The organism is Brevundimonas sp. DC300-4, assembly GCF_049897365.1.
Taxonomy (GTDB): domain Bacteria; phylum Pseudomonadota; class Alphaproteobacteria; order Caulobacterales; family Caulobacteraceae; genus Brevundimonas.
On record NZ_JAFCWC010000002.1, the window covers coordinates 415,579 to 440,875 of the forward strand.

General features: G+C 68.2%; 19 protein-coding genes and 1 tRNA gene. 12 read left to right on the forward strand and 8 right to left on the reverse strand.

The genetic code is table 11. The features are described from left to right. Nucleotides 1–93 precede the first annotated feature (93 nt). The 9 genes from ACP7AZ_RS05550 (at nucleotide 94) to ACP7AZ_RS05590 (ending at nucleotide 13,917) form a co-directional block, all read left to right on the forward strand. Nucleotides 94–1,935: a tetratricopeptide repeat protein gene (locus ACP7AZ_RS05550; protein ID WP_426036840.1), complete on the forward strand. Its 1,842-nt coding sequence runs from the start codon at nucleotides 94–96 to the stop codon at nucleotides 1,933–1,935. 20 nt (nucleotides 1,936–1,955) lie between these two features. After that, nucleotides 1,956–2,834 carry a 4-(cytidine 5'-diphospho)-2-C-methyl-D-erythritol kinase gene (locus tag ACP7AZ_RS05555; protein ID WP_426036926.1) on the forward strand — a complete coding sequence of 293 codons (879 nt, stop codon included), beginning with the start codon at nucleotides 1,956–1,958 and terminating at the stop codon, nucleotides 2,832–2,834. Between the two features lie 199 nt (nucleotides 2,835–3,033). Next, nucleotides 3,034–3,948 carry a fasciclin domain-containing protein gene (locus ACP7AZ_RS05560; protein WP_426036842.1) on the forward strand — a complete coding sequence of 305 codons (915 nt, stop codon included), beginning with the start codon at nucleotides 3,034–3,036 and terminating at the stop codon, nucleotides 3,946–3,948. A gap of 79 nt (nucleotides 3,949–4,027) precedes the next feature. Continuing rightward, nucleotides 4,028–4,921 carry a glycine--tRNA ligase subunit alpha gene (locus tag ACP7AZ_RS05565; RefSeq protein WP_426036844.1) on the forward strand — a complete coding sequence of 298 codons (894 nt, stop codon included), beginning with the start codon at nucleotides 4,028–4,030 and terminating at the stop codon, nucleotides 4,919–4,921. 160 nt (nucleotides 4,922–5,081) lie between these two features. Next, entirely contained in the window at nucleotides 5,082–7,148 is a 2,067-nt protein-coding gene (glyS, locus tag ACP7AZ_RS05570; protein ID WP_426036846.1) for a glycine--tRNA ligase subunit beta, read from the forward strand. Between the two features lie 104 nt (nucleotides 7,149–7,252). After that, on the forward strand, nucleotides 7,253–9,331 hold the full coding sequence (locus tag ACP7AZ_RS05575; protein WP_426036848.1) for a catalase: 2,079 nt from the start codon (nucleotides 7,253–7,255) through the stop codon (nucleotides 9,329–9,331). Between the two features lie 162 nt (nucleotides 9,332–9,493). Next, nucleotides 9,494–12,184, forward strand: coding sequence for a pyruvate, phosphate dikinase (gene ppdK / locus ACP7AZ_RS05580; RefSeq protein WP_426036850.1), 2,691 nt, complete (start codon nucleotides 9,494–9,496; stop codon nucleotides 12,182–12,184). A 169-nt stretch (nucleotides 12,185–12,353) separates the two neighbouring features. Continuing rightward, a complete protein-coding gene (locus ACP7AZ_RS05585; RefSeq protein ID WP_426036852.1) occupies nucleotides 12,354–13,229 on the forward strand; it encodes a 2-dehydropantoate 2-reductase in 876 nt (291 codons plus the stop codon). A 157-nt stretch (nucleotides 13,230–13,386) separates the two neighbouring features. Next, nucleotides 13,387–13,917 (forward strand): porin family protein, encoded by a 531-nt coding sequence (locus ACP7AZ_RS05590; protein WP_426036854.1) that lies wholly within the window; start codon nucleotides 13,387–13,389, stop codon nucleotides 13,915–13,917. Nucleotides 13,918–14,078: 161 nt separating this feature from the next. On the opposite strand, the gene ACP7AZ_RS05595 is transcribed toward ACP7AZ_RS05590, so the two are convergent. The 7 genes from ACP7AZ_RS05595 to ACP7AZ_RS05625 form a co-directional block, all read right to left on the reverse strand. Further along, on the reverse strand, nucleotides 14,079–14,339 hold the full coding sequence (locus tag ACP7AZ_RS05595; RefSeq protein WP_303695313.1) for a hypothetical protein: 261 nt from the start codon (nucleotides 14,337–14,339) through the stop codon (nucleotides 14,079–14,081). A 99-nt stretch (nucleotides 14,340–14,438) separates the two neighbouring features. After that, on the reverse strand, nucleotides 14,439–15,587 hold the full coding sequence (locus tag ACP7AZ_RS05600; protein ID WP_426036856.1) for a beta-ketoacyl-ACP synthase III: 1,149 nt from the start codon (nucleotides 15,585–15,587) through the stop codon (nucleotides 14,439–14,441). A gap of 190 nt (nucleotides 15,588–15,777) precedes the next feature. Continuing rightward, entirely contained in the window at nucleotides 15,778–17,856 is a 2,079-nt protein-coding gene (locus ACP7AZ_RS05605; protein ID WP_426036858.1) for a capsular polysaccharide biosynthesis protein, read from the reverse strand. Nucleotides 17,857–17,888: 32 nt separating this feature from the next. Continuing rightward, entirely contained in the window at nucleotides 17,889–18,722 is an 834-nt protein-coding gene (locus tag ACP7AZ_RS05610; RefSeq protein WP_426036860.1) for an HpcH/HpaI aldolase/citrate lyase family protein, read from the reverse strand. 2 nt (nucleotides 18,723–18,724) lie between these two features. Further along, entirely contained in the window at nucleotides 18,725–19,399 is a 675-nt protein-coding gene (locus tag ACP7AZ_RS05615; RefSeq protein ID WP_426036862.1) for an SDR family NAD(P)-dependent oxidoreductase, read from the reverse strand. Nucleotides 19,400–19,454: 55 nt separating this feature from the next. After that, a complete protein-coding gene (locus ACP7AZ_RS05620; protein ID WP_426036864.1) occupies nucleotides 19,455–20,348 on the reverse strand; it encodes an ROK family protein in 894 nt (297 codons plus the stop codon). A gap of 43 nt (nucleotides 20,349–20,391) precedes the next feature. Next, nucleotides 20,392–20,883: a GAF domain-containing protein gene (locus ACP7AZ_RS05625; protein ID WP_426036866.1), complete on the reverse strand. Its 492-nt coding sequence runs from the start codon at nucleotides 20,881–20,883 to the stop codon at nucleotides 20,392–20,394. Nucleotides 20,884–21,142: 259 nt separating this feature from the next. On the opposite strand from ACP7AZ_RS05625, the gene ACP7AZ_RS05630 reads away from it, so the two are divergent. Further along, entirely contained in the window at nucleotides 21,143–22,615 is a 1,473-nt protein-coding gene (locus ACP7AZ_RS05630; protein ID WP_426036868.1) for a tetratricopeptide repeat protein, read from the forward strand. Between the two features lie 15 nt (nucleotides 22,616–22,630). Beyond that, on the forward strand, nucleotides 22,631–24,091 hold the full coding sequence (locus ACP7AZ_RS05635) for a hypothetical protein (RefSeq protein WP_426036870.1): 1,461 nt from the start codon (nucleotides 22,631–22,633) through the stop codon (nucleotides 24,089–24,091). 7 nt (nucleotides 24,092–24,098) lie between these two features. Here ACP7AZ_RS05635 and ACP7AZ_RS05640 read toward each other — a convergent pair. Next, a tRNA-Ile gene (locus tag ACP7AZ_RS05640) sits at nucleotides 24,099–24,174 on the reverse strand. A gap of 211 nt (nucleotides 24,175–24,385) precedes the next feature. Between ACP7AZ_RS05640 and ACP7AZ_RS05645 the strand changes: the two genes are divergently transcribed. Further along, nucleotides 24,386–25,138 carry an SIMPL domain-containing protein gene (locus ACP7AZ_RS05645; RefSeq protein ID WP_426036872.1) on the forward strand — a complete coding sequence of 251 codons (753 nt, stop codon included), beginning with the start codon at nucleotides 24,386–24,388 and terminating at the stop codon, nucleotides 25,136–25,138. Nucleotides 25,139–25,297 lie beyond the last annotated feature (159 nt).

Below are 25,297 nucleotides of genomic sequence, written 5' to 3' on the forward strand. Positions count from 1 at the left end.
GAGCCCCCTCCGTCTCTCCGCTTCGCTCCGAGCCTTGAGGATCCGCTCGTATACGAGCCGACCGCAAGCCCCCCGATGGGGGAGGAGTGTGCCTTGTCGTCGCCGCATAAGCCGGTGAATGTCGGCGACATGCGTCACGCCTCCCTCCGCTCGATCCTCGTCGCCTTCACCGCCCTGACGGCGGCCCCCGCTTTCGCCCAGGCGGCGCCGCCGGTGGCCGACCCGGCGCCGCGGATTCGGGACGTCCTGCCCGAGCCGCCGATCCCCGCTCCCATGATCGTGGTCGGCGAGAACGCGGACTCGCCCGCGCCGACCATCGAGGCCATTCCCCGCGTCTGGTCCCCCGCGCCGCGCGATGACCAGGGGCGCACCGCCTATGGTCTCTACCTCGCCGGCCGGTCCGCCCTCAGCCGCGGAGAGGCCGAGACGGGGTCCGCCTATCTGAGCGCCGTCGAAGCCCTGACGCCGGAACAGCCGGCCGTCCGCGACCAGGCGTTCACCGCCGCCCTCCTGGCCGGGGATCTGGACGTCGCGGCGCGGATCTCGCCGAGTTCTGACGCCACGCCTGCGGCGTTCAGCGAGGCCGGCGCCCTGGTGTCGGTGGTCCAGACCTTGGTGGCGGGCGAGGCTCGCGTGGGCAATGAGGCGCTCAAGATGCGTCCGGTCCTGGCGCCCCATGCCCGCGCCGCCGCCCTGATCGGCCCGTGGATCGCCGCCGCCGCCGGGGACTGGGACACGGCCCTGGCTGAACCCAACCCGACCGGCGACCCGATCACTGTCCTGTTCGGCCGCTACCATCGCGCCCAGCTGCTGGAGCACCGCCGTCGCTACGACGAAGCCGAGGCCGAACTCCAGGGTCTGGCCTTCGATGCCCGCGCCGCCCCCCTGTTCCGCGCCGCCTATGGCGAGTTCCTGGAGCGTCGCGGCAAGCGCGCCGACGCCCTGGCCTTCTACGATACGACCCTGGCCGCCGGTTCTCAGGATCCCGCCATCGTTTCCGCCAAGGCGCGTGTGGACGCCCGGGGCCGGCCCCCGGCGCTCCCCGACTATCGCGACGGCGCCGCGCGCGCCCTGGTCATCGCCGCGCGTCAGGCGTCCAGCGAGAACGCCAACGAGTTCGCGGTCGTCTATCTGCGCCTGTCGCTGAACCTGCAGTCCGAGCCGGGCAGCCTTTATCTGCTGGGTCAGACCCTGGCCAAGGCGAACCTGGACACGGCCTCTAGGGACGCCCTGTCCCAGGTTCCGCGCAGCGACCTGCCCCTCTATGCGGGCGCCCAGGTCGCCATCGGCCTGAGTCTGGCCGAGGAGCAGCGGCTGGACGAGGCTCTTGCTGCCTTCCAGGCGGCAAGAGAGGCGAACCCGACCGATCCTGGTATCGCTTTTGTCACCGCCGGCCAGCTGCTGCAGCTGGAGCGGTACGACGAGGCCCTGGCCCTGTTGAACGGCCCGCTGCTGGATACGGGGAACCAGGGCGCCAACGTCCGCTTCATGCGCGGCGCCGCCTATGAATCCCTCGGCCGGATCACCGAGGCGGAGGCGCAGTTGTGGGCGGCCTTGCAGCAAGAGCCGAACGAGCCGTCCTACCTGAACTATCTCGGCTACCTCTGGGTCGACAGCGGCACGCGGGTGGCGGAGGGCGCCGAGATGATCGCCCGCGCCCATGCCGCCGACCCTGACGACGGGAACATCCAGGACAGCCTCGGCTGGGCCCAGTATCGCCAGGGCCAGTTCGACACCGCCGTCGACACCCTGGAGCAGGCCGTCGCCAAGGAGCCCGCCAACGCCGAGATCAACGACCACCTCGGCGACGCCTACTGGCAGGTCGGGCGCCGGCGCGAGGCGGGCTTCCAGTGGAACCGCGTCCTGACCCTGGACCCCGACGACGAACGTCGCGCCGAGGTCGAGCGCAAATTGACCGAGGGGCTGGAGCTCTGACCACGCCCCGGCCCGACACGCTGTCGGCTCTCGCTCCGGCAAAGATCAATCTGTTCCTCCATGTCGCCGTGCCCGGCGCCGACGGTTACCATCCCTTGTCCAGCCTTGTGGCCTTCGCCGACGTCGGTGACCGGGTCTGGGTGACCCAAGCGGATCGCCTGTCCCTGACGGTCACCGGTCCGTTCGCGGAAGCCCTGGCGAGCGACGACGACAACCTGATCCTGCGGGTCATGCGCGAACTGGGACATGTGGCGGGCATCGGCGAGCCGTCTCTGGCCATCACCCTGGAGAAAAGCCTTCCGATCGCGGCCGGTCTGGGCGGCGGATCGTCGGACGCCGGCAGCGCCTTGAGGCTGGCCGCCAGAGCGCTGGGCCCCGACCTGACCGAGGTCGAGCTGGCGCGCATCTCGCGCGTCGCCGGCGCGGATGGTCCCATGTGCCTCGCCGCAAGATCGGCCTGGGCGGAAGACATCGGCGACCGGCTGACCTTCGAGCCCGCGCTTCCGCCGCTGCACGCGGTTCTCGCCAATCCGGGCCGGCCGTCCCCGACCGGGGCGGTATACCGCGCCTACGACGCCGGAGCGACGAGGTCCGCTGACCGTCCCGCCCCACCGGAGGACTGGTCGCCCGCAACCGTGATCGACTGGCTGGCCCGTCAGCGGAATGACCTTCAGTCGCCCGCCGTGTCCCTTGAGCCCGAAATCGGCGCGGCTTTGTCTGCCATGGCCGCGACCGGCGCCCGCCTGACCCGCATGTCGGGATCGGGCGCGACCGTTTTCGGCCTGTTCGACGACGGCGAGAGCGCCAGGCGCGCAGCAGCCAACCTGCGCAGCAACCACGGCCATTGGTGGGTGGAGGCGACGGTGTTGGGCGATGATGCGGCGAAATCTGCACAATAAGGCAAGGTAACGGCATTATCGTAACGGTCGCCCAGAGATGGCCGTGAGAGCGCCCGAAGTTTTGTCCTGGTCCACTAAATAGCAACGCCATGTGGAACCTGTGCCGGGTGAGAGACTTTTACTGGCTTCGTAACACTGAGTAACGGGCCGCGAGCGTATTCTCCTCGGCGGCCTATGCAGCATTGAAAAGGATACTGTCATGCTTCGCACTCGTCTTCTGACCGCCACCGCCGCCGTGGCCCTGTTCGGCGCCGGTTCCGCCTTCGCCCAGACCGCGCCAATGGCGCCGGTTGGCCCTGCCGCCACCCCGCCGGTCGCCGCTGAAGAACCGGTCGAGGCGCCGGCCGCCGCCGCAGCCCAGGCCGCGACGAATGCCGCCGCTTCGACACAAACTGCCGCTGTCGTGGAAAACAATGTGGTGGATGTGCTGCGTGCCAACGGCCAGTTCACGACCCTGCTGGCCGCGCTTGACGCCGCCCAACTGACAGAGACCCTCAGCACCCAGTCGGCGATCTCGATCTTCGCCCCGACCGACGCGGCTTTCGCCGCCCTGCCTGAAGCCGACCGCACGCGTCTGATGGACCCCGCCAACGTCAACGAGCTGCGCCAGGTGCTGCTGTACCATGTGGTCGTGGCCGATGTGAACTCGAGTCAGATCGAGGGCGCCAGGGGCGGCGTCCAGACCGCCGCCACCACCGAAGTGCAACTGGACGGCACCGGCGACGCCATCAAGGTCGACAACGCCACGGTGACCACGGCGGACATTGATGCCGGCAACGGTTCGATCTTCATCATCGACCGCGTGCTGAACCCGGCCGACTCTTTGGTCGCCACCGGCGACGCAGAGGCGGCGACGGCTCCTGCAGCCGCTCCCGCCGGTGAGGACGCGGACGCGGCGATCCCGCCGGCTGACGACACCGTCGACGAGGTGACTCCGCCCGTCGCCACAACGACCACGACGCGCCCGGCGACCAGCGTGAACGCGCCGAACGGCCAGCCGGCCGCGACCACGACGACCGTCGCCTCGCCGACCGTGCCCAACCCGACCGACGGTCAGGTCGATGACGAGGACGCCGACGAGGCTCCGACCCCGGCCCCGCGTCCGCAGTCGTAATCTCTTTCCGGGTTGGTTGAGTTGAAAGGCGGCAGACTCTAGGGTCCGCCGCCTTTCTCCTTGCCCAAAAGACTCCCCCGTGGCCGCACCGACAGAACCGCTTGCCTTCCAGGACCTGATCCTGACCCTGCAGAAATACTGGGGCGATCGCGGCTGCGCGATCCTGCAGCCCTATGACGAACAGGTCGGCGCCGGCACCCTGCACCCCGCCACGGTCCTGCGCGCGCTCGGCCCGCGCCCGTGGAAGGCCGCCTATGTCCAGCCCAGCCGCCGCCCCGGCGACGGCCGCTATGGCGAGAACCCCAACCGGCTCCAGCACTATTACCAGTTCCAGGTCATCCTGAAGCCTAACCCCGACGACCTGCAGGACCTCTATCTCGGCTCGCTGCGGGCCATCGGCATCGATCCCAAACTGCACGACATCCGCTTCGTCGAGGACGACTGGGAGAACCCCACCGTGGGCGCCTGGGGCCTGGGCTGGGAGGTCTGGTGCGACGGGATGGAGGTGACCCAGTTCACCTATTTCCAGGGCGTCGGCGGCATCGAGGTCGACATCGTCTCGGGCGAGCTGACCTACGGGCTGGAGCGTCTGGCCATGTATGTCCAGGGCGTCGACAACGTCTATGACCTGAAGTTCACCAAGGAGGGCCTGACCTATGGCGAGGTCTTCCTCGAGAACGAGCGTCAGCAGAGTGAAGCCAACTTCCACGGCTATGACATCGAGGGGCTGAAGCGCCGGTTCGAGGATATGGAGGCGGAATCGACCCGTCTCCTCGCCATGACCGGGCCCCAGGGGCAGCAGCTGGTCCTGCCCGCCTACGACCAGGTCCTGAAGGCCTCACATCTGTTCAACCTGATGGACGCCCGCGGCGCCATCGCCGTCGCCGAACGCCAGAGCTACATCGGCCGCATCCGCGACCTGTGTAAGGCCTGTGCGCTGGCGTATGTCGAACAAGAGCGCGCATCGGCATGACCGCCCCCCATTTCCGTGCATCCCCGCGAAGGCGGGGACCGAGTGCTTTGGGCGACAGGCCTGACCGGCAGAGCGCGAACCCTCATCCCACGCACCGTGCCTCACAACAGAACTGGATCCCCGCCTTCGCGGGGATGCGCGGATATAATTCGAGCCTGTAATGCCCCAACTCCTCCTCGAACTGTTCTCGGAAGAGATCCCCGCCCGCATGCAGTCGGGCGCCGCGCGCGACCTCGAACGTATGGCGACCGAACGGCTGAAGGCCGCCGGGCTGACGTATGACACCCTGACCACCTACGCCGGCCCGCGCCGGCTGACCCTGGTGGTCGAGGGCCTGCCGGCCGCCACGCCCGAACGCAGCGAGGAGGTGCGCGGGCCGCGGGCCTCGGCGCCGGAACAGGCGCTGGAGGGCTTCCTGCGCAAGACCGAACTGACCCGCGCCGACCTGACCGAGCGGGACGGCTTTTTCTACGGTCTCGTCCGTGAGCCGGGCCAGAAGACGACGGATCTTGTCGCCGACATGGTCGAACAGATCGTGCGCGGCTTCCCCTGGCCCAAGTCGATGCGCTGGGGCGACGGCACGCTGCGCTGGGTCCGGCCGCTGAAGCGCATCCTCGCCGTGTTCGACGGCCGGGTGGTTCCGTTCGAGATCGACGACATGCCGGCCGAAGCCGTCACCGAGGGCCACCGTTTCATGGGGGCGGGCAAGCCGTTCGCGGTCCATGATTTCGCCGACTACCGCGCCAAGCTCGAACAGCATTTCGTCCTGCTCGACTTCGCCGACCGCAAGCTGAAGATCCTCGAGGCCGCCCGCGCCGCCTGCCATGCGCGCGGCCTGGAACTGGTCGACGACGACGGCCTGCTGGACGAGGTCGCCGGCCTCGCCGAATGGCCGACGCCGATTCTGGGCGACATGGACCCGCAGTTCCTCGACCTGCCGCCCGAGGTCGTGCGTCTGTCGATGAAGGTGCACCAGAAGTATTTTGCGGTGCGCGACCCGGCGACCGGCAAGCTGGCCCCCAACTTCATCGTCGTCGCCAATGTCGAGGCCTCGGACGGCGGCGTGGCGCTTGCCGCCGGCAACAGCCGCGTGCTCTCGGCCCGCCTGAACGACGCCCGCTTCTTCTGGGGCGAGGACAAGAAGGTCGGCTTCGACGCCTGGCTGTCGAAACTGAGCGGCGTCACTTTCCACGCTAAGCTCGGCACCCTGGCCGAGCGGACGATGCGCATCGCCGCCCTGGCTCGCGAGATCGCCCCGCTGGTCGGCGCCGATCCGGATCAAGCCGAACGCGCCGCCCGCCTGGCCAAGGCCGACCTCGCGTCCGGCATGGTCGGCGAGTTCCCGGAGCTTCAGGGCGTCATGGGCGGCTACTACGCCCGCGCCTTCGGCGAGCCCGAGGCCATCGCCGACGCCATCCGCGACCACTACAAACCGCAGGGCCCGGCCGACTCGGTCCCGACCGCGCCACTAACCGTCGCCGTCGCCCTGGCCGACAAGCTGGATACGTTGGTTGGTTTCTTCGCCATCGACGAGAAGCCCACGGGATCGAAGGACCCATTCGCGCTGAGGCGGGCGGCGCTGGGGGTGATCCGGCTGGTGCTGGAAGCGAAGGCTCGCATCAACCTCCACTTCATCGCAGTCGAGCATGCCAAACGGATGCGCGGCGCTGGCTACTTGGACGTCGTCGATCGGATTGAGGCTCTTCTGCAGTTTGTGGAAGAGCGGCTCGTTGTGCTTCTCCGTGAACGTGGCTCACGTCACGACATCGCAGCGGCCGCCTTTGCTACGATTGGAACGACTGAGATCTTCATCGACCAACTGGTGGCACGAGTGGAGGCGCTCGACGCCTTCCTGTCGACCGACGACGGCGCCAATCTGCTGGCCGGCTACAAGCGCGCCTCCAACATCCTCAAGGCCGAGGAGAAGAAGGGCGCCGTCCCGACCGGCATGGTCCAGACCGGCCTGCCGAACCAGCCAGAGGCCGAGGTCAAACTCGTCTTCGCCACCGAGGCCGCCCGCACCGCCGTCGACGCGGCTCTGGACGCCGAGGACTTCGCCGCCGCCATGACGGCGCTCGCCCGTCTGCGCGCGCCGGTGGACGCCTTCTTCACCGACGTGATGGTCAACTCCGACGTGGCCGAGGAGCGCGACAACCGCCTGAAGCTGCTGGGTCAGGTCCGGGCGGTGATGGGCAAGGTCGCCGACTTCGGACAGGTGGCGGGGTAGGCGCTCAACGTCACCCAACAGACACAGCGACCTCTTCCACGGCCAAGCTGAGACCTTGAGCATACCCGCGCGTTCCGACGGCAACCCGCAGTCAGGACGCCCTCATGCCCACGACCAAAACCTCCACCATCCCCGGCGCCGCCGGCGAGACCCATCAGACCGCCTCGACGCCGGAGACCCAGCTTACGACCAATCACGGCGTCCCCGTCAGCGACAATCAGAACACCCTGTCGGCCGGTCCGCGCGGGCCGCATCTGCTGGAAGACTTCGTCCTGCGCGAGAAGATCCAGCATTTCGACCATGAGCGGATCCCCGAGCGGATCGTCCACGCGCGCGGCTCGGCCGCCCACGGCGTGTTCGAACTGACCGAGAGCCTCGCCGACTACACCACGGCGAAAATCTTGACCGAGGTCGGCAAGCAGACCGAGCTGTTCACCCGCTTCTCGACCGTCGCCGGCGGCGCCGGTTCGGTCGACACGCCCCGCGACGTGCGCGGCTTCGCGGTCAAGATGTACACCACCGAAGGCAACTGGGACCTCGTCGGCAACAACATCCCGGTCTTCTTCATTCAGGACGCCATCAAGTTCCCCGACCTGATCCATGCGGTGAAGATGGAGGCCGACCGGGGCTATCCGCAGGCGGCGTCGGCTCACGACACCTTCTGGGACTTCATCGGCCTGATGCCCGAGAGCACCCATATGATCATGTGGGCCATGTCGGACCGGACCATTCCGCGATCCTTGCGCATGATCGAGGGCTTCGGCGTCCACACCTTCCGGCTGGTCAATGCGGCGGGCGAGGCGACCCTGGTCAAGTTCCACTGGCGGCCGCGTCTCGGCACGCAGTCGACCTGTTGGGACGAGGCGGTCAAGATCGCCGGCGCCGACCCGGACTTCCACCGCCGCGACCTGTTCGAGGCCATCGACGCGGGCGACTTCCCCGACTGGGATCTGGCGGTCCAGCTGCTGACGCAGGAACAGGCCGACGCCCTGCCGTTCGACGTGCTGGATTCTACCAAGCTGATCCCCGAGGAACTGTATCCCCTGCGGGTCATCGGCAAGATGACGCTGAACCGCAACCCGGACAACTTCTTCGCCGAGACCGAACAGGTCGCCTTCCTGCCCACCAACATCCCGCCGGGCATCGACTTCTCGGAGGACCCGCTGCTGCAGGGCCGGCTGTTCTCCTATCAGGACACCCAGCTGTCGCGTCTGGGAACGGTCAACTTCCACCAGCTGCCGATCAATCAGGCCAAGGGCTGCCCGTTCCAGAACATGCAGCGCGACGGACAGATGCAGATGGCCGTGCCCAAGGGCCGCGCCAACTACGAGCCCAACAGTCTGTCGCAGGCCGGAGAGGACGGCGGTCCGCGCGAGGATCCGAAGGGCGGCTTCCGCTCGTTCGAGCAGCCGGTCGAGGGGACCAAGGTCCGAATCCGCGCCGAGACCTTCGCCGATCACTATTCGCAGGCGCGGCTGTTCTTCCTCAGCCAGACCGACATCGAACAGGCCCACCTCGCCAGCGCCCTGGTGTTCGAACTGTCCAAGGTGACGATGGACCATGTCCGCGACCGGGTGCTGGGCAACCTCCAGAACGTGGACGCGACCCTGGCCCAACGCGTCGCCGACGGCCTGAACGTCAAACTGCCCGCCGCCAATCCGGCCGCCAGCGCGCCCTATGACATGGACGCCTCGCCGGCCCTGCGGATCGTCGGCAAATATCCGGACACCCTGAAAGGCCGTGCAGTCGGCATCCTTGTCACCGACGGCGCGGACGGCGCAGTCATCGACGCCGTCAAGGCAGCGGCCGAAGGCGCGGGCGCGACGGTCAAGATCGTGGCCCCCAAGATCGGCGGCGTGACCCTGAAAGGCGGCAAGAAGCTCAAGGCCGACGGCCAGCTGGCCGGCACGCCTTCGGTGGTGTTCGACGCCGTGGCTCTGGTCCTGTCCGAGGCCGGTTGCGCCGAACTGGCGAAGGAGGGGGCCGCCATCGACTTCGTGGCCCACGCCTTCGGCCACCTGAAGGCCATCGGGTTCACGGCGGAGGCTCAGGCCCTGCTGGACAAGGCCAATGTGGAGGCGGACGACGGCGTCGTCGATCTGGCGGATGGCGCCGAGGCCTGGCTGGCTCCTGCGGCCACGCGCCAGTGGGACCGCGAGCCCAAGGTCCGCATGCTGGCCTGATGTTGGATTCCGGCGTCTCTTGCCCGGGAGACGCCGGAACCCAAACAACCCATCACCCTTTGTTACAGCCCGGCCTCGCCTTCGCGTCCGCAGCATTGTAGTCAAGGCCGCACGCGAGCGGGGTCAACCCGCCGGTCACGACACGACTTCAAAGGACTACCGATGACTCAGTGGGTGTACGGCTTCGGCGGCGGGTCCGCCGACGGCGATGCGTCGATGAAGAACCTGCTCGGCGGCAAGGGTGCAAACCTCGCCGAGATGGCCAGGCTGGGCCTGCCGGTGCCGCCGGGCTTCACCATCACGACCGAGGCCTGCGTCCACTATTTCTCGAACGCCAATGCCTATCCCGCCGATCTCGCCGAACAGGTCGCCGCCGGTCTGAAGACCGTAGAATCGGTGGTCGGAAAGACCTTCGGCGATGCCTCGAACCCGCTGCTGGTCTCGGTCCGCTCCGGCGCCCGCGCCTCCATGCCGGGGATGATGGACACGGTCCTGAACCTCGGCCTCAATGACGAGACGGTCGAGGGCCTGGCCAGATTGTCGGGCGATCGCCGCTTCGCCTTCGACTCCTATCGCCGCTTCATCGCCATGTATTCGAACGTGGTCCTCGGCCTGTCCCACGACGATTTCGAGGAGGTTCTGGACGACCACAAGGACCGTCTGGGCGTCACCGTCGACACCGACCTGTCGGCCGCCGACTGGGAAAAGGTCGTCGCCGAATACAAGATCGTCGTCGAACGCGAGCTGGGCAAGCCGTTCCCGCAGGACCCGCACGAACAGCTGTGGGGCGCGGTCTCGGCCGTCTTCGCCAGCTGGATGAACGACCGGGCGAAATTCTATCGCCGCATGCACGACATCCCCGAAAGCTGGGGCACGGCCGTCAACATCCAGTCGATGGTGTTCGGCAATATGGGCGAGACCTCGGCCACAGGCGTCGCCTTCACCCGTAACCCCTCGACCGGCGAATCGAAACTCTACGGCGAGTTCCTGATCAATGCCCAGGGCGAGGACGTCGTCGCCGGCATCCGCACGCCCCAGTCCCTGACCACCGCCGGCCGCGAGGAAATGGGCGAGACCGCCCCCTCGATGGAAGAGGCCATGCCCGTGGTCTTCGCCCAGTTCGTGGATGTGGTCGGCACCCTGGAACGCCACTATCGCGACATGCAGGACATCGAGTTCACGGTCGAACAGGGCCGGCTGTGGATGCTGCAGACCCGCAACGGCAAGCGCACCGCCAAGTCGGCGCTAAAGATCGCCGTCGACCTCGCTGCCGAGGGGGTGATTTCCCAGGAAGAGGCCATCAGCCGGGTCGAGCCCTCGGCGCTCGACCAGCTGCTGCACCCGACGCTCGATCCCAACGCGACCCGCCACGTCGTGGCCGCTGGTCTGCCTGCCAGCCCGGGGGCCGCCACCGGCAAGGTCTGTTTCGACGCCGACGAGGCCGAACGGCTGAACCAGCTCGGCGACGCCGTGATTCTGGTGCGTGAGGAGACCTCGCCGGAGGACATTCACGGCATGCATGCAGCGCGCGGGATCGTCACGGCGCGCGGCGGCATGACCAGCCACGCGGCTGTGGTCGCTCGCGGCATGGGCCGCCCCTGCGTCTCCGGCGCCGGCGAGATCCACATCGACGAGAAGGCCCAGACCTTCACTGCGCGCGGTCGCGTCTTCAAGGCGGGTGAGATCATCACCATCGACGGGTCGAAGGGCGAGGTTCTGGACGGCGCCGTGGCCATGATCGAGCCCGAGCTGACCGGCGATTTCCAGACCCTAATGGCCTGGGCCGACAAGGTCCGTCGCCTGCGGGTGCGCGCCAATGCCGAGACCCCGCTGGACGCCCGCACCGCGCGGGGCTTCGGGGCCGAGGGCATCGGCCTGTGCCGGACCGAGCACATGTTCTTCGACGAGGCCCGGATCGCCGCCGTGCGCGAGATGATCCTGGCCGACGACGAGGCCGGCCGCCGCACGGCGCTGAACAAGATCGAGCCGTTCCAGAAGTCGGACTTCGTCGAGCTGTTCACCATCATGGCCGGCCTGCCGGTCACCGTGCGCCTGCTCGACCCGCCGCTGCACGAGTTCATCCCGCACACGGACGAGGACATCGACGCCCTGGCGGCGACCTCGGGCATCGACGCCGCCAAGCTGAAGCGCCGCGCCCGCGAACTGCACGAGACCAATCCGATGCTCGGCCACCGCGGCTGCCGTCTGGGCGTCGCCTATCCCGAGATCTACGAGATGCAGGTGCGGGCCATCCTCGAGGCCGCGCTGGAGGTGAAGAAGACCGCCGCCGAGGCCCCGATCCCGGAGATCATGCACCCGCTGGTCGCCATGGGTCTGGAGATGAAATATCTCCGCGAGCTGACTGACCGTGTGGCCCGCGATGTCTTCGCCAAGGCCGGCGACAGCGTCGACTATCTGGTCGGCACCATGATCGAACTGCCCCGCGCGGCCCTGCGCGCCGGGGACCTGGCCGAACACGCCGAGTTCTTCTCCTTCGGCACCAACGACCTGACCCAGACGACCTTCGGCATCAGCCGGGACGACTCCGGCCGCTTCCTGCAGGCCTATATGGACAAGGGCATCTTCGAGACCGATCCCTTCGTCCGCCTCGACCAGGACGGGGTCGGCGACCTGATCCGTATCGCCGCCGAGCGGGGCGGGGCGGCGCGTCCGGGCATCAAGATGGGGATCTGCGGCGAGCACGGCGGCGACCCGTCCTCGATCGCCTTCTGCGAGACCGTCGGCCTCGACTACGTCAGCTGTTCGCCCTATCGCGTGCCGATCGCGCGTCTGGCGGCGGCCCAGGCGGCCCTGGTCGCGCGCGGCGCCGAGGCCCGCGAAAAGGATCGGTAGACGCTTCCTTCTCCCCTTGCGGGAGAAGGTGGCCGAGCGCAGCGAGGTCGGATGAGGGGTCACTCCAACACTGGAGGTCAGAGTTGCCAAATCCCATCCCGACCGTCTGTGTGACCCTTCATCCGTCAGCCTTCGGCTGCCACCTTCTCCCGCAAGGGGAGAAGGAAGCGTGAGAATCGCCGTCGTCGGCCCGGGCGCCATCGGCGGCACGGTCGCGGCCTGGCTGTCTCACAGCCCGTTCGTCTCGTCGGTCACCCTGTGCGCCCGCACCCCGCTCGACCGGCTGGTGGTCGAGGCCCCCGACGGGCGCCTGATCGAGGCCAGCCCCCGCGTCGTCATCAAACCCTCTGAAATTGTCGCCCCCGTCGATTGGGTCATGGTCGCCACCAAGACCTATGACGTCGCCGCCGCCTCACGCTGGCTGGCTCCGCTGGTCGGCCCCGACACCCATGTCGCCGTGCTCCAGAACGGCGTCGAACACGTCGAACGGTTCGCCCCGTTCATCGCCGCCGACCGGATCGTGCCCGTCGTCGTCGATATTCCGGCCGAGCGCAGCGCCCCTGGCCGCATCCAGCACCGCCGCGACGGAACGATCGTCGTCCCGGCCGGGGAGGCGGGCGAGGCCTTCGCCGCCCTGTTTGCCGAAAGCGTCATTGCCGCCTCGACCACCGACGACTTCACCACCGTCGCATGGACCAAGCTGGCCCTGAACTGCGCCGGCGCGGTCAACGCCCTGACCGGTCTGCCGGGCGGGGTGGTGCGCGAGGCGGGCGTCGCCGACCTCATCCGGGCCATGGTGCGCGAATGCGTCCTGGTCGGTCGGGCGGTCGGGGCGGATCTGGGCGACCATATTCCCGACTGGGTCGTCGAGCGGGCCGAGACCTCCCCGCCGGACTCCGTGAACTCCCTGCTCGGCGATCGTCTGGCGGGTCGGCCGATGGAGTGGGACGCCCGCAACGGCGTCATTGCCCGTCTGGGCGCGGCGCATGGCATCCCCGCTCCGTTGAACGCCATGGCCGCGACCCTGCTGTCAGCGACGAAATAGGGCAGCAAAGCGGCCAGTATAACGCCGTCTGTGCTTCGGCGCGCACAGTTGCCATCGTGTAATGAGCGGGCCTTGGAACGGCCCTGCTCTATACATACTTGAGCTCTCGCTGGATGGGGCCGGGACAACAGTCCCGCATCTCGGAGTTAAAGAAACTATGCGTAACATTCTTCTCGCAACCGCCGCCATTTCACTGTTCTCTGTTCCGGCAATGGCCCAGACCGTTTCCTCGCCTCAGTGGTCGGGTTCGGTCGGATACACCGCGCTGGACGGCGACAACGTCGATCTCGGCGCGATCACGGGTCGGGCCACCGCCCGTCTGCACCCGAACTTCGCCGTCGAAGGCGAAGCCTCCATCGGCGTCAAGGACGACGACATCACCGTGGCCGGCGTGAACGGCTCGGTGGAACATGACTATGACGCCGCCCTCTATGCCGTGGGCGTCGTGCCGGTGAGCCCGAACTTCGAACTGTTCGGCCGGGTCGGCTACGGCACCACCTCGATCAAGGCCGACATCGCCGGCGTCAGCGCCCAGGAAGACGGCGAAAGCGTCAACTACGGCGTCGGCGGCACCTACTATCTGAACGCCCAGAACGGCCTGCGCGCCGACTGGACCCGCCGCGACTTCACCGACGACAACGGCGGCGAAATCGACACCTACGGCGTCAGCTACGTGCGTCGCTTCTAATAAAAGGCCGTCTCCTCCCTGCGCCGAAGGCGTGGGGAGGTGGCTCGCAGCGAAGCGGAGAGGCGGAGGGGATCTTGCGGTGCGAAGAACCCCTCCGTCAGCTCGCAAGGGGCTCGCTGCCACCTCTCCATCGCTGCGCGACAGGGAGGAGACAATCGGCGTCAGCCTGGCTCTGCGATCAGCGCCCAGCGCATCGACCCGTCGCCAAACGGCCGGGTGAACCATTCCGAATAACGTTCGAAGGCCTCGACCACCGCCTGCCTCAGGTCCTGGGTCACGGGTTCGCCGCGCTGACGCTTCAGGGCCGCGACACAGTCTATGACGACGTTCTGGTGCGCCGAACCGCCGAGCGATTTCAGCACCATCGCGACGTCTCGTGCGAGGGCTTCCAGGAAATTGGGTTTGGCGGGCGCTTGGCTCATCGGGGACTCCGTGCCGCTCGGCGTCTGGTTGCGAATACCTCCCAGACTCCCGCAGCAGGCGCAAGCTATGCCGATGTTCGCCGGGTCATCACTTCGTGATCAGCGCTTCCTGACGAACACGGTCCCGGCCGAATAGCCCGCGCCGAAGCTGCAGATCAGTCCCGTCTCCCCCGCCGCGATCCCGTCGTGATGCAGGTGGAAGGCGATGATCGATCCCGCCGAGGAGGTGTTGGCGTATTCGTCCAGGATGATGATGTTCTCGTCCTCGGCGGGGTCGCGGCCCAGGACCTTGCGGCCGATCATCTGGTTCATGTTGATGTTGGCCTGGTGCAGCCACATCCGCTTCAGGCCGGTGGGCTCGATGCCCAGGTCTCCCGCGTGGTCGATGATCATCTCCGAGACCATCGGCACCACGTCCTTGAAGACCTTACGGCCTTGCTGGATGAACAGCTTGTCGTCCTGCTGGCCGGCGGTCCGGTCGCCCCCAGAAGCGGCGCCCGTCTCCAGCGCCCAGCGGTTCAGGAAGCCGAAATTATTGCGGATGTTGTTTGAGAAGACGGTCTTCAGCCGCGTGCCCAGAACGTCCCAGCCGCCGGGCCCGGCGGTGTCCGAGCTCTCTACGATTACGGCGGTGCAGACATCGCCGAAGATGAAGTGGCTGTCGCGGTCGGTGAAGTTCAGGTGCGCCGAACAGACCTCGGGGTTGACCATCAGGACGGCCTTGACCGAGCCGCCGGCTATGAAGTCCGCCGCCGTCTTGATGCCGAAGGTCGCCGAACTGCAGGCCACGTTCATATCGAAGCCGAAGCCCTCGATGCCCAGTGCCTGCTGCACCTCGACCGCCAGGGCCGGATAGGGGCGGGGCATGTTGGAGGCGGCGCACAGGACCGCGCCGATCTCCGAGACCGGCTTGCCCCAGGCCTCGATCGCCTGACGCGCGGCCTTGACGGCCATTTCGGCCATGATCGACAGTTCGTCGTTGCCACGCTCGGGGATGCGCGGCGCCATCCGTTCGGGGTCGAGTACGCCGGTCTTGTCGAGGACGAACCGGCTCTTGATCCCGGACGCCTTCTCTATGAACTCGACCGAGGAGGGCGTCAGGGCGGCGACATCGCCCTCGGCAATCTGCAGGGCATGATCCCTGTTCCAGCGCTGGGCCCAGGCGTTGTAGGCCTCGACCAGTTCGGCGTTCGAGATCGACTGTTCAGGAGTGAACAGGCCGGTGGCGGCGATGACGGCGTGGGTCACGAGTGGTGCGTTTCCTGTTTCATCCCCCCGTGCACCCCGGCGAAGGCCGGGGTCCAGATCACAGGCTCGAACGGTTGGAGCAGCATTGGAAACACTGACCCTGGAACCGGGAATGCCATCTGGACCCCGGCCTTCGCCGGGGTGCACGGTGAGAAGGGACCCAATGTAGATTGGGCCTCTGCGTGAACCTTCAATAGGCCGGTGGGGGGCGTCGGTCGAGACTGGCGAGGATGCCCTTCCACCAGCGCGCGATCTGGTGCGGCGGCGCCTCTGGCGGAGGGTCGTTTCGGGCGGCGATCAAGGCGGTCACCAGATCCTCGGCCTCGCAGGGCCAGCCCTCCGGCGTGACATAGATCGGGTACTCGATCAGGGCGGCGGCCACGAGTGCGTCCAGGCTCGCCAGGCGCGTCCGGCGCTCGTAGGTCATCCGATCCTGCGTCAGTCCCCAGCCGCCGTAGAAGGGTCGGCCATAGGTCGCCACGGTCTTGCCGCGCAGCAGGGCCTCGAACCCCGACAGGGACGTCAGGGTCGCCAGCACGTCGCAGGCTTCCAGACAGTCGATGATGTCGAAGCCGTCCGCCGTCGCGTCCACGGCATGGATGGCTGAGGCTTCCAGCATTCCGGGCCGGTTGCCGCTCATGACGTCGGGATGGTTGCGATAGATCAGGAAGGCGTCAGGGAAGTCCGCCCGCGCCGCCTCGGCCAGGCCGGAGTTGGTGCGGATGTCGCCGCAGCCCTTGAGGATCGACTTGTCGTTCTCGACCTGGCCGACGACCAGCACCTTGCGACGGTCCTTCGGCCAGTCCGGCCGCGCAGAACCGCCCGCGAGATTGTATTTCGACAGGCCGGCCTCGACGACGCGCCGGCGCAGGGCGGCCGCGCGCGCCTCCAGAACGGGCGACTGCGCGCCAGCCTCGATCAGGCTCTCCAGCCGCGAGCGCCGGCTCGGGTCGTAGTAGACGCCCTCGTCATCCAGGGCGACGCTGAGCGCCCCGAAGAAGTCCGAGCCCAGCCCGCGCGAGCGGATGAAACCATCCTCCATCCGCACGACGGGCGCGGTCGTGGTCTCTGCGACACCCGCGATCTCCGGCGTCTCCTTGCCCGCCCAGTAGATCAGCCGCCCGCCGTTCTCCTCGGCCTTCGCCGCCGCTCTGCTGGCGGAGGAGAAATACTTCATCGTCGTGCGCGGGCCGTTCAGCAGCCGCCGGATCGGCGGGCGTTTGGCCGGCGAGAAACCGACCCCCGCCCAGTAGCCCGCCAGCCGCTCGGCCCGGTCCCGCAACGAAATCAGCCGATCCACCGCGGCCTCGGCCTCGCAGCGTCGGCCAGTCACGGGGTCGACGTAGCGGGGGTAGGCGATCAGGGCGGCGGCGGCGACGGTCTCCAGGTCGCGCGCGACCCCGCGTCGTCCGGTCTGGACCTCATCGGTCGTCAGCCCCCATCCCGAATAGAAGGGGGCGCCGAAACAGCGGACAGGCAGGCGCCGCAACAGGGCCTCGAATCCCAATGCGGAGGTCACGCACCAGACCTCATCCACCTCGGCCAGAAGCTCAACCGGCCGAACGTCTGTATCCAGCAAGGTCACGCCGGTCAGGTCCGCTTCGGCGATACAGCCCTTCTTCTTTCCCGCCGCCACGGCGGGGTGACGCTTGACGATCAGCTGGGCGTCGGGCCGTTCCGTCCTGGCCGTTCGCACCATGTCGGCGAAGCTCTGCGGCCCCGCCAGCCCATAGCCGATCGAGGCATCGCCCGCCGTCTGATCGACGAGCAGGATACGGGGCCCGGGCTTCAGAATCGACCGGTCCAGCGGGCCGCCCATGTTGGTTTTGGACAGGCCTGAGGCCACCACCTTGTAGATCAGCGCCGCCGACCGCGCGCGCATCCCGGCGTCGCACCACTCCGGCGCCGTCTCAATCAGCCGTTCCAGTCGCGAGGGCCGGGTCGCATCGTAATAGACCCCGATGTCGTCGGCGATCAGGCTCAGTGACGCCGCCCCGGTCTCGCCCAGGCCGATGGAGCGCAGGAACCCGTCCTCGAGCGCCAGATAGGGCAGGTTCCGGCTCTCGGCCCGCTTGCGGCCGACGGTCGACGTCGGCTTCAGGCCCCAGCCCACGATGGCGTCTACGGCCGCGAACGGGCTGGCCTTCAGATCGAGCTCAGGCAGGAAGGTCCGCAGGAATGGAACGTCAAGGATGCCCGGAGAACAGACCCAGGCCCGCCGGGGCGAACCGCCGCGTGCGTCAGTGCTGAGGGGGACAGGGTGTTGCAACCGTTACGCTTTCGCCGAGCTCGGCTATCGCTCTATCGGCTCGCGGCGGCGCGCGCCAGCAGCGCCTGTGCGCGGGCGAGATGAAGGCGCTCGACCATGGCGTCGGCGAGGCGGATCGCGCCCGATCCCTCCGCCCCCGGAGCGGCGAAGGCATCGACGATAGCCTGCGCCTGCGTAATCTCGTCCGGGCTCGGAGCAAAGGCCGCGTTGGCCGCTTCGATCTGGTTCGGGTGGATCAGGCTCTTGCCGTCGAAACCATACAGGCGGCCCTGAGCGCACTCGGCCGCCAGCCCCTCCGGGTCGCTCAGACCGTTGAACACCCCGTCGATCGCCGCCAGCCCGTTGGCCCTCGCCGCCGCCACCGTCGCCGCCAGCCAGGGCTTCAGGGGTTCGCGATCCTGCGAAGGCCCGGTCCCCAGCGTCGCCGCGAGGTCGTTGGCCCCCAGCATCAGCGCCTTCAATGGCCCTCCCGCCGCCGCGATGTGCGCGAAATTCAGCAGCGCCCGGGGCGTTTCGATCATGGCGCACAGCCGCACGCCTTCATCCATGCGCGCGTCATAGGCGTCGATCAGGCCCGGCTCCTCGACCTTGGGTGCGATGATCCAGTCCAGAGGGAGCCCGGCCAGAGCCTCCAGATCGGTCTCGCCCCAGTCGGTCCCCAGCGCATTGACCCGCACCCCGACCGCGCCCTTGAAGCCGCCGGCCTTCACGGCGGCGACCGCAGCGGCCCGCGCCTCGGCCTTCATCTCCGGCGCGACCGCATCCTCCAGGTCCAGAACCGCCAGATCACAGCTCAGGCCGCGCGCCTTCTTGACGGCGCGCGGATTGGAAGCGGGCAGGAACAGCAGGCTGCGGGGGGCGTCCACGCTCAGACCCGGCCGGTGACAGGCACCAGCGCGCCGGTCATGGCGCGTGAGGCGGGCGAGGCGAGGAACAGCATCACCTCGGCCAGATCGGAGGGTTGAACCCAGTTCGCCGGATTGGCGTCGGGCATGTCCGCGCGGTTCTGCGGCGTGTCGAGGATCGAGGGCAGGACGGCGTTGACGGTGACCGAGGTCGACTTCAGCTCTTCGGCCAAGGCCTCGGTCAGCCGGTGTACCGCCGACTTCGACGCCCCGTAGGCGCCCATTCCCGCCGCCGCCTTGAGCGCGCCGTTGGCCCCGACATTGACGATCCGGCCCTCCGCCGACGCCTTCAGATGGGGCAGGGCGGCCCGCGAAGCGTTCAGTGCGGTGGTCAGGTTCAGGGCGAACATCCTGTCCCAGGCCGGATGGGCGTCGTCGGTGGTCTGCCAGACGAAGCCGCCCGCGATGTTGAGCAGGGCGTCGATGCCGCCGAACCGCTCCACGACCTTTGCGATCGCCGCGCCGGTCGCACCCGCGTCGGTCAGGTCGACCCCGCCGATCTCCAGCGCCCCGTCCGGCGCCTTGCCCGCGGCGTGGTCGATCAGGGCGACGTTCAGCCCCTGGGCCAGCGCGGCCTCGACGACGGCCCTGCCCAGAATTCCGTGGCCGCCGGTGACGACGAGGGTGCGGTTGGTCATGAGTGTCTCCCTGGAGGTGACTTAGCGCGCCCCCTCTCCCACCGGGAGAGGGAAATCAGAGCGCCCACAACCGCGCCGCCCCGCGCACGCCGGAGGCATCGCCCCAGACCGCCGGCGCGATCCGCCCGGCCCACTGATCGGAAAAGGCGTAGCGCTCCACGACCGCCGGAAGCCGCTCGTACAGCTCGGTGACGTTCGACATTCCCCCGCCCAGCACGAACACATCGGGATCGACAAGGTTGGTGACCATGGCGATCGCCCGGCCCAGCCGATCGACGTAGCGGTCCAGACTCTCCACCGACGCCGCCTCGCCCAAACGCACGGCCGCCACGATCCCCGGCGCATCCAGCGCCTGGCCCGTCCGCTCGAGATGATCCCGCTGAAGGCCCGATCCTGAAACCCAGGTCTCGAGGCACCCGTGTAGGCCGCACCAGCATTTCGGCCCAGGCGCCTCTTCGGCGCTCGGCCAGGGCAGGCCGATGTGGCCGATCTCGGCCGCGACCCCGCCCACGCCCTGTACCAGCGATCCGTCGACCACCAGCCCGCCGCCGCAGCCGGTGCCGATAATGATGGCGAAGGCGACCTTGGCCCCCGCCGCCGCGCCGTCGGTCGCCTCCGACAGGGCCAGGCAGTTGGCGTCGTTGGCCAGACGAACCGGCCGCCCCAGCCGGGCTTCCAGGTCGTCGCCGAACCGCCGCCCGTTCAGATAGGTGGAGTTGGAATTCCGCATCAGCCCGGTGCGAGGCGACCTCGAGCCCGGGGTTCCCATGCCGATGGTGCCGGTGCGCCCGCTCTCGCTCTCGATGAAGGCGACCAGCCCGGCGACCGCGTCGATGGCGGCGTCATAGGCTCCGGGATTGGGCACGCGTTTCCGGGCCAGGATCGCGCCCTCAGCGCCCAGGCCCACCGCCTCGATCTTGGTTCCGCCGAAGTCGATCCCGATACGCATGGGACTCATCTACCAGAACCCTCTGCCGGAAGGAGAGGGACTGTCAGCCGAACACCTTCCCCAGCAACCGTTCCAGAGCCTCGGCGTCCGTCGCGTCGAACGCCGCCTTGCGAGTCGCATCGACGTCGAACACGGCGATCAGTTCGCCCGAACGGTCGATCACGGGCACCACGATCTCGCTTTCCGACCGCCCGTCGCAGGCGATATGGCCGGGGAAGGCGTGGACGTCCTCAACCAGCTGGGTCTGGCGCGTCTCTGCCGCCGTCCCGCAGACCCCACGTCCAAATGCGATTCGCAGACAACCCAACGTCCCCTGATACGGCCCGACCACCAGCTCCCGCGCCTTCGTCGGGTCGACGACATAGAATCCGGCCCAGAAATAGTCCTCGAAGGCGTCGGCCAGCATCGACCCCACGGTGGCCATCCGAGCGGTTGTGTTCGGCTCGCCATCCAGCACCGCCAGGATCTCGGCCTCGACCTCGGCATAACGTGCGGCCTTGTCGGCGGGGCGGTCGTCGCGGGCGACGTGGGACATGCGGGCTCCAGCGGGTGCGATGGGCGGGCACGGCATATAGGCCGCGGGGTAGGCGAGCGCGAGGGAGAGTCTGCCAATCAGGCGTAAGTCGATGTTGTCTTTGAACTAACTGTGAGCGCACGGGATTCTGTCCCCGTTGCGGCAACGCTTTGTCGCAAAACAGCGTTAACCATGGTCGGAAGTTCACTGGACCAAACCGATGGTTTGGGAAATGGTTAACGCCAAGCCGCTGTACGGCTGCGTGGGAACGGGGTGAGGGATGCGCGAACGCGACGCCAGAGATGACGACCGCTCGCGAGGCTCGCGCCTGCGGGGGCCGATCACGGCCGTCGCCGTTATCGTCGCCCTGGCCGTGACCGCCGGCACCGTCGCCAGTTGCAGTGACCCGGGTGTGGCTTTCTGGCGCAAGGATGACAACGCGACCGCCAACGCCTGCCCCCGGCCCCAGTCCGTCACCGGCTCCGAGTTCAACGCCCAGGAAGCCGGCATGCGCCAGCTGCGACGGGCGGCCTTCCGCGGCGACTTCTTCGCCCAGCTGGAGCTCGGCGCGCGCTATGCGGCGCTGCGAGCCACCGACAAGAATATCGAGGACCCGATCGAGAGCGCGGTCTGGACCGGCATGGCCCTGGCCAATGATGAGGGCTACGCCCCGATAAACCGGACGGATCGTGGGGGCTTTTTCGGCGGCCTGCGCAATGTGTCGCGCTACGATGATTGCCGGGCCTGGGAACGCCACGTCGCCTATGAGCGGCTGGACAACCAGTTGTCCCGCATGACGATGGAGGAGCAGTCCGAGGTCCGGAACCGCATCATCTACGTCCTGTCGACCCAGGATGCGGAGGGGTTCCGCGCCCTGGCTCGCCTGCACGACGCCCTCTATGGACCGTTCGGCGAGCCCCAGGACAACGCCCAGGCGCGCGAGGCCTGGGGCCGTAATTCGGGAGGCCAGACTGATCGCCGTCGCACCGGCTATTATGCGGCCGTCAGCCTGTTCCCCCGCAACGACGTCGACGCCTATCTCTACAACTACCTCGCGGTTCAGACGGGCGACGTCGGGGCCTATGTCCTGCTGAAGGATTTCGAACGGTCCTCGCCCGGCCGGTCGCGCTACGGCGCCTTCGTCGAGGCCAAGGCGCGCCAGTGGGTGCCGCCCTACGAATTCTATCCGAACCAGGCCCCGGCCTCGGGCGTGCCCTTCTCGGACGAGAGCCGTCCGCGCGGCGACGCCTACGAATATGCGCTCGGCCGGATGACGGAGTTGCCGTTCGTCCACGTCGGGCGGGCCCTGCGCTATCTCGGCGTGACCGAGGCCGTGGCGAACGCGCCGAACGACCTGTCGGCGCGCCAGATCCAGACGCTGGAGGCGATGCTCGGCCACAACATGGAATCGCGGCTGTCGTATCTGGAGATGGTGCGCGCCATCCAGTTGGCGGCGGTCAACGGCTCGTCCGAGGCCCAGCTGGTCCTGGCGGTGATGTATTCCGAAGGCATCGGCGTCCCTCCCGACTACGCCCGTGCCTTCCACTGGTATTCCCAGGCCGACAAACAGGGCAGCCCCGAAGCGAAGTTCGCCATCTCGACCTATTTCGCCCTCGGCGTCGCCGGGGTCGCGGATCAGGACAAGGCGGAGGCGGTCGCCGCCCGCATCGATTCTGCGCTGGCCGGCTTCGGCCCGTCCGCCTCTCGCCTGCAGGCCGTCCTGGCCCAGGTTTCCCGTTCGCAGCGCCGCTAAGGAGGGGCTGATCCGATGAAGACGCTGACCATCGCCGTTTCCGCCCTGGCCATCGCCGCCGGCCTGACGGTCGCGGCCCCTGACGCACAGGCCCAGACGGCCGCGCGGGTCGAAAGCCAGACCCGCCCGAACTTTGGCCTGCTGCTGGATCCGCCAGCGAGCCAGAGCCGGCGTCAGCACCGGCCGCGCCGCTGGAACTACGACACGCACCGCCCCGACTGGCGGCCGGGCCATCAGCCCCCCTACGGCGGCCCGATCATTCCCGGCGGCGAGGAGATCGTCCTGGTCGACTGCGGCGGTAATCCGGGCACAGGCGGCGTCGAGGCGGCAGTCCAGCGCGTGCGCCCCGGCGGCACTCTTGTCATCCGCGCGCGGGGCGGGGCCTGCGTCGGCTGGCTAAACGTCGACAAGCCCATGACCATTATCGGGGAGGGCGGCTTCGATCCGCGCCGCTGGAACGAAGGCTCGGCCATCACCCTTCAGGCCCCTGACGGCCTGCCCTGCATCACCGTAGCGTCCGGCGTGCGGCTGGAGCTGCGCGATGTCGTCCTGGCCTCGCCGCGCGGCGGGGACGCGGCCTGTATCGTCAGCTACGGCGGTCAGATCGTCGCCAACCGTCTCGGCATTCGTCATGCAGGCGACGAGGCGGCCATCTATGCCGACGGCGGCGCGGTCGACCTGCGCGACACGATCATTGACGCCCAGACCATCGCCCCGGCCATCGTCGCCGACGGCGCGACCCTGAACCTGTGGGAGACGGTCATCTCCGGTTCCCAGTCTGGCATCGAGATCGTGCCCGGCAACGCCGATCCGTCGCGCATCGATTCGGTGACCCTCAGCGGGACCGAGACGCCCAACAACTTCGGCCCGCGCTCCATCGGCCTGGCGGTGCGGTCGCGCCGTGACTACGGCCGGGTGGAGGTCGTCAACACCAGGATATGCGGCTTCTCCGAGGGCGTGGCGGTCGAGGGGGCCTCGGTCACGGTCTCGGGCTCCAAGATCTGCCGGGCCGACAAGGGCGCGGTCCTCTACAACGGCGAACTGACCCTGACCGACAGCCGCGTCCGCGCCGGCTCGGTCGGCGTGGCGGTCCAGTCCGGCCGGGCCATTGTCACCAACAACACCTTCGTAGGCATGCGCAAGGTCTTCGATCGGGAGTACCGGGCCACTCTGGACGCCTCGGGCAACCGTGTCTGGTCCGATGAACTGTGCCGGCCGCGCTGGGAGCCGCGCTACCGCGATCGCTATGCGCCCCAGTGGTACCAGAGCCCGGATCAGGGCTACGAGTGCCAGTTCACCGCCTATCCCCGCGACTGGTGGGACGAGATGGACGGCGCCTACGGCGATCCCTACGAGTCATATTCCTACATGCCTGACAACTACGGCCGCTTCCAGCAAGGCGACGGCTGGTACGATTCCAACGGCCGCTATGTCGACGGCGGCCGGGTCCGGGGCGAGGATCGCTGGCGCAGATAGGCGAGGGTGGTAGGCGCGGAGGGACTCGAACCCCCAACCAGACCGTTATGAGCGGTCGGCTCTAACCATTGAGCTACGCGCCCCCAAACCGCAGGACCTGGGGCGGGCAACCGGCCTAGCAGGGGAGGCCGCGCCGGGAAAGAGCCCGGACCCTGTCGGCGATTTCATCCCGATGAACGGTTTCTGCCGATGCGGCCGCTCCCGCCGTTCAGGCGTTCAAGGCCAAGGTTCCACCACGGCCTCCGCAGAGAACGGGGGCCGTCCCAGGTTTCGTTCTCGATGAGGATTTCTTCCATGACCCGCACGCTCAAGGCCCTGATGGCCGCCACGGCGCTGACCGCGTTCGCCGCCCCCGCCGCCTTCGCCCAATCTTCGTCGGGAGGGGCCACTCCGATGCAGGTGCATGCGATGGCTGCTCAACCGGCTCTCAACCTGTCCGCCTATGGCGAGGTCCGGGTCGCGCCGGACATGGCCACCATCACCTTCGGCGCCACGACGGAGGGGACGACTGCCCAGGCCGCCATGGCTGACAACGCACGCCGCATGCAGGAGGTCTTCGCCGCCCTGAGCCGCGCCGGCATCGCCGACCGCGATATCCAGACCTCGGGCCTGAACCTGGCGGCCCAGTACGACTACGTCGAGAACCAGCCGCCCCGTCTGCGCGGCTACCAGGCCTCCAATCAGGTCACGGTGATCATCAACGACCTGACGAAGGTCGGTGCCACGGCCGACGCCGTGGTCTCCGCCGGCGTCAACCAGATCAACGGTATCGCCTTCGGCCTGAAGGATCCCAAGGCCGCCGAGGACCAGGCGCGCGTCCTGGCCGTACGCGCCCTGCAGGACAAGGCAAGCCTCTACGCCCAGGCCCTGGGCGTCGAACTGGGCGCCATCCGCTCCCTGAACGAAGGCGGCGGCTACACGGCCCAGCCGCCGATGCCGATGTACGCGGCCCGTATGCAGATGGCCGACAGCGCCTCGACCCCGGTCGCGGCTGGCGAGATGACCGTACGGATCGACATCACCGGGACGTATGATCTGGGTCGGTAAGGACTGAACCCTCTCCCGTCGGGAGAGGGCTTGAGGCTCGCGGAGCGCAGCGATGCGCGAAGCCGAAAGGGTGAGGGTCGTGCGTTCCCGGCGACTCACGCCCCTCACCCGACCGCGCCAGGACGGCGGCTATCGCCGCCGTGCGCGCTCTCCCTCTCC

Bases quoted from the DNA above. Each gene is read 5' to 3' on its own strand.
- ACP7AZ_RS05560 (WP_426036842.1), top strand. From the start codon at position 3,034: ATGCTTCGCACTCGTCTTCTGACCGCCACCGCCGCCGTGGCCCTGTTC.
- glyS (WP_426036846.1), top strand. From the start codon at position 5,082: ATGCCCCAACTCCTCCTCGAACTGTTCTCGGAAGAGATCCCCGCCCGC.
- ACP7AZ_RS05575 (WP_426036848.1), top strand. From the start codon at position 7,253: ATGCCCACGACCAAAACCTCCACCATCCCCGGCGCCGCCGGCGAGACC.
- ppdK (WP_426036850.1), top strand. From the start codon at position 9,494: ATGACTCAGTGGGTGTACGGCTTCGGCGGCGGGTCCGCCGACGGCGAT.
- ACP7AZ_RS05590 (WP_426036854.1), top strand. From the start codon at position 13,387: ATGCGTAACATTCTTCTCGCAACCGCCGCCATTTCACTGTTCTCTGTT.
- ACP7AZ_RS05595 (WP_303695313.1), bottom strand. From the start codon at position 14,339: ATGAGCCAAGCGCCCGCCAAACCCAATTTCCTGGAAGCCCTCGCACGA.
- ACP7AZ_RS05615 (WP_426036862.1), bottom strand. From the start codon at position 19,399: ATGACCAACCGCACCCTCGTCGTCACCGGCGGCCACGGAATTCTGGGC.
- ACP7AZ_RS05620 (WP_426036864.1), bottom strand. From the start codon at position 20,348: ATGCGTATCGGGATCGACTTCGGCGGAACCAAGATCGAGGCGGTGGGC.
- ACP7AZ_RS05625 (WP_426036866.1), bottom strand. From the start codon at position 20,883: ATGTCCCACGTCGCCCGCGACGACCGCCCCGCCGACAAGGCCGCACGT.
- ACP7AZ_RS05630 (WP_426036868.1), top strand. From the start codon at position 21,143: ATGCGCGAACGCGACGCCAGAGATGACGACCGCTCGCGAGGCTCGCGC.
- ACP7AZ_RS05635 (WP_426036870.1), top strand. From the start codon at position 22,631: ATGAAGACGCTGACCATCGCCGTTTCCGCCCTGGCCATCGCCGCCGGC.
- ACP7AZ_RS05645 (WP_426036872.1), top strand. From the start codon at position 24,386: ATGACCCGCACGCTCAAGGCCCTGATGGCCGCCACGGCGCTGACCGCG.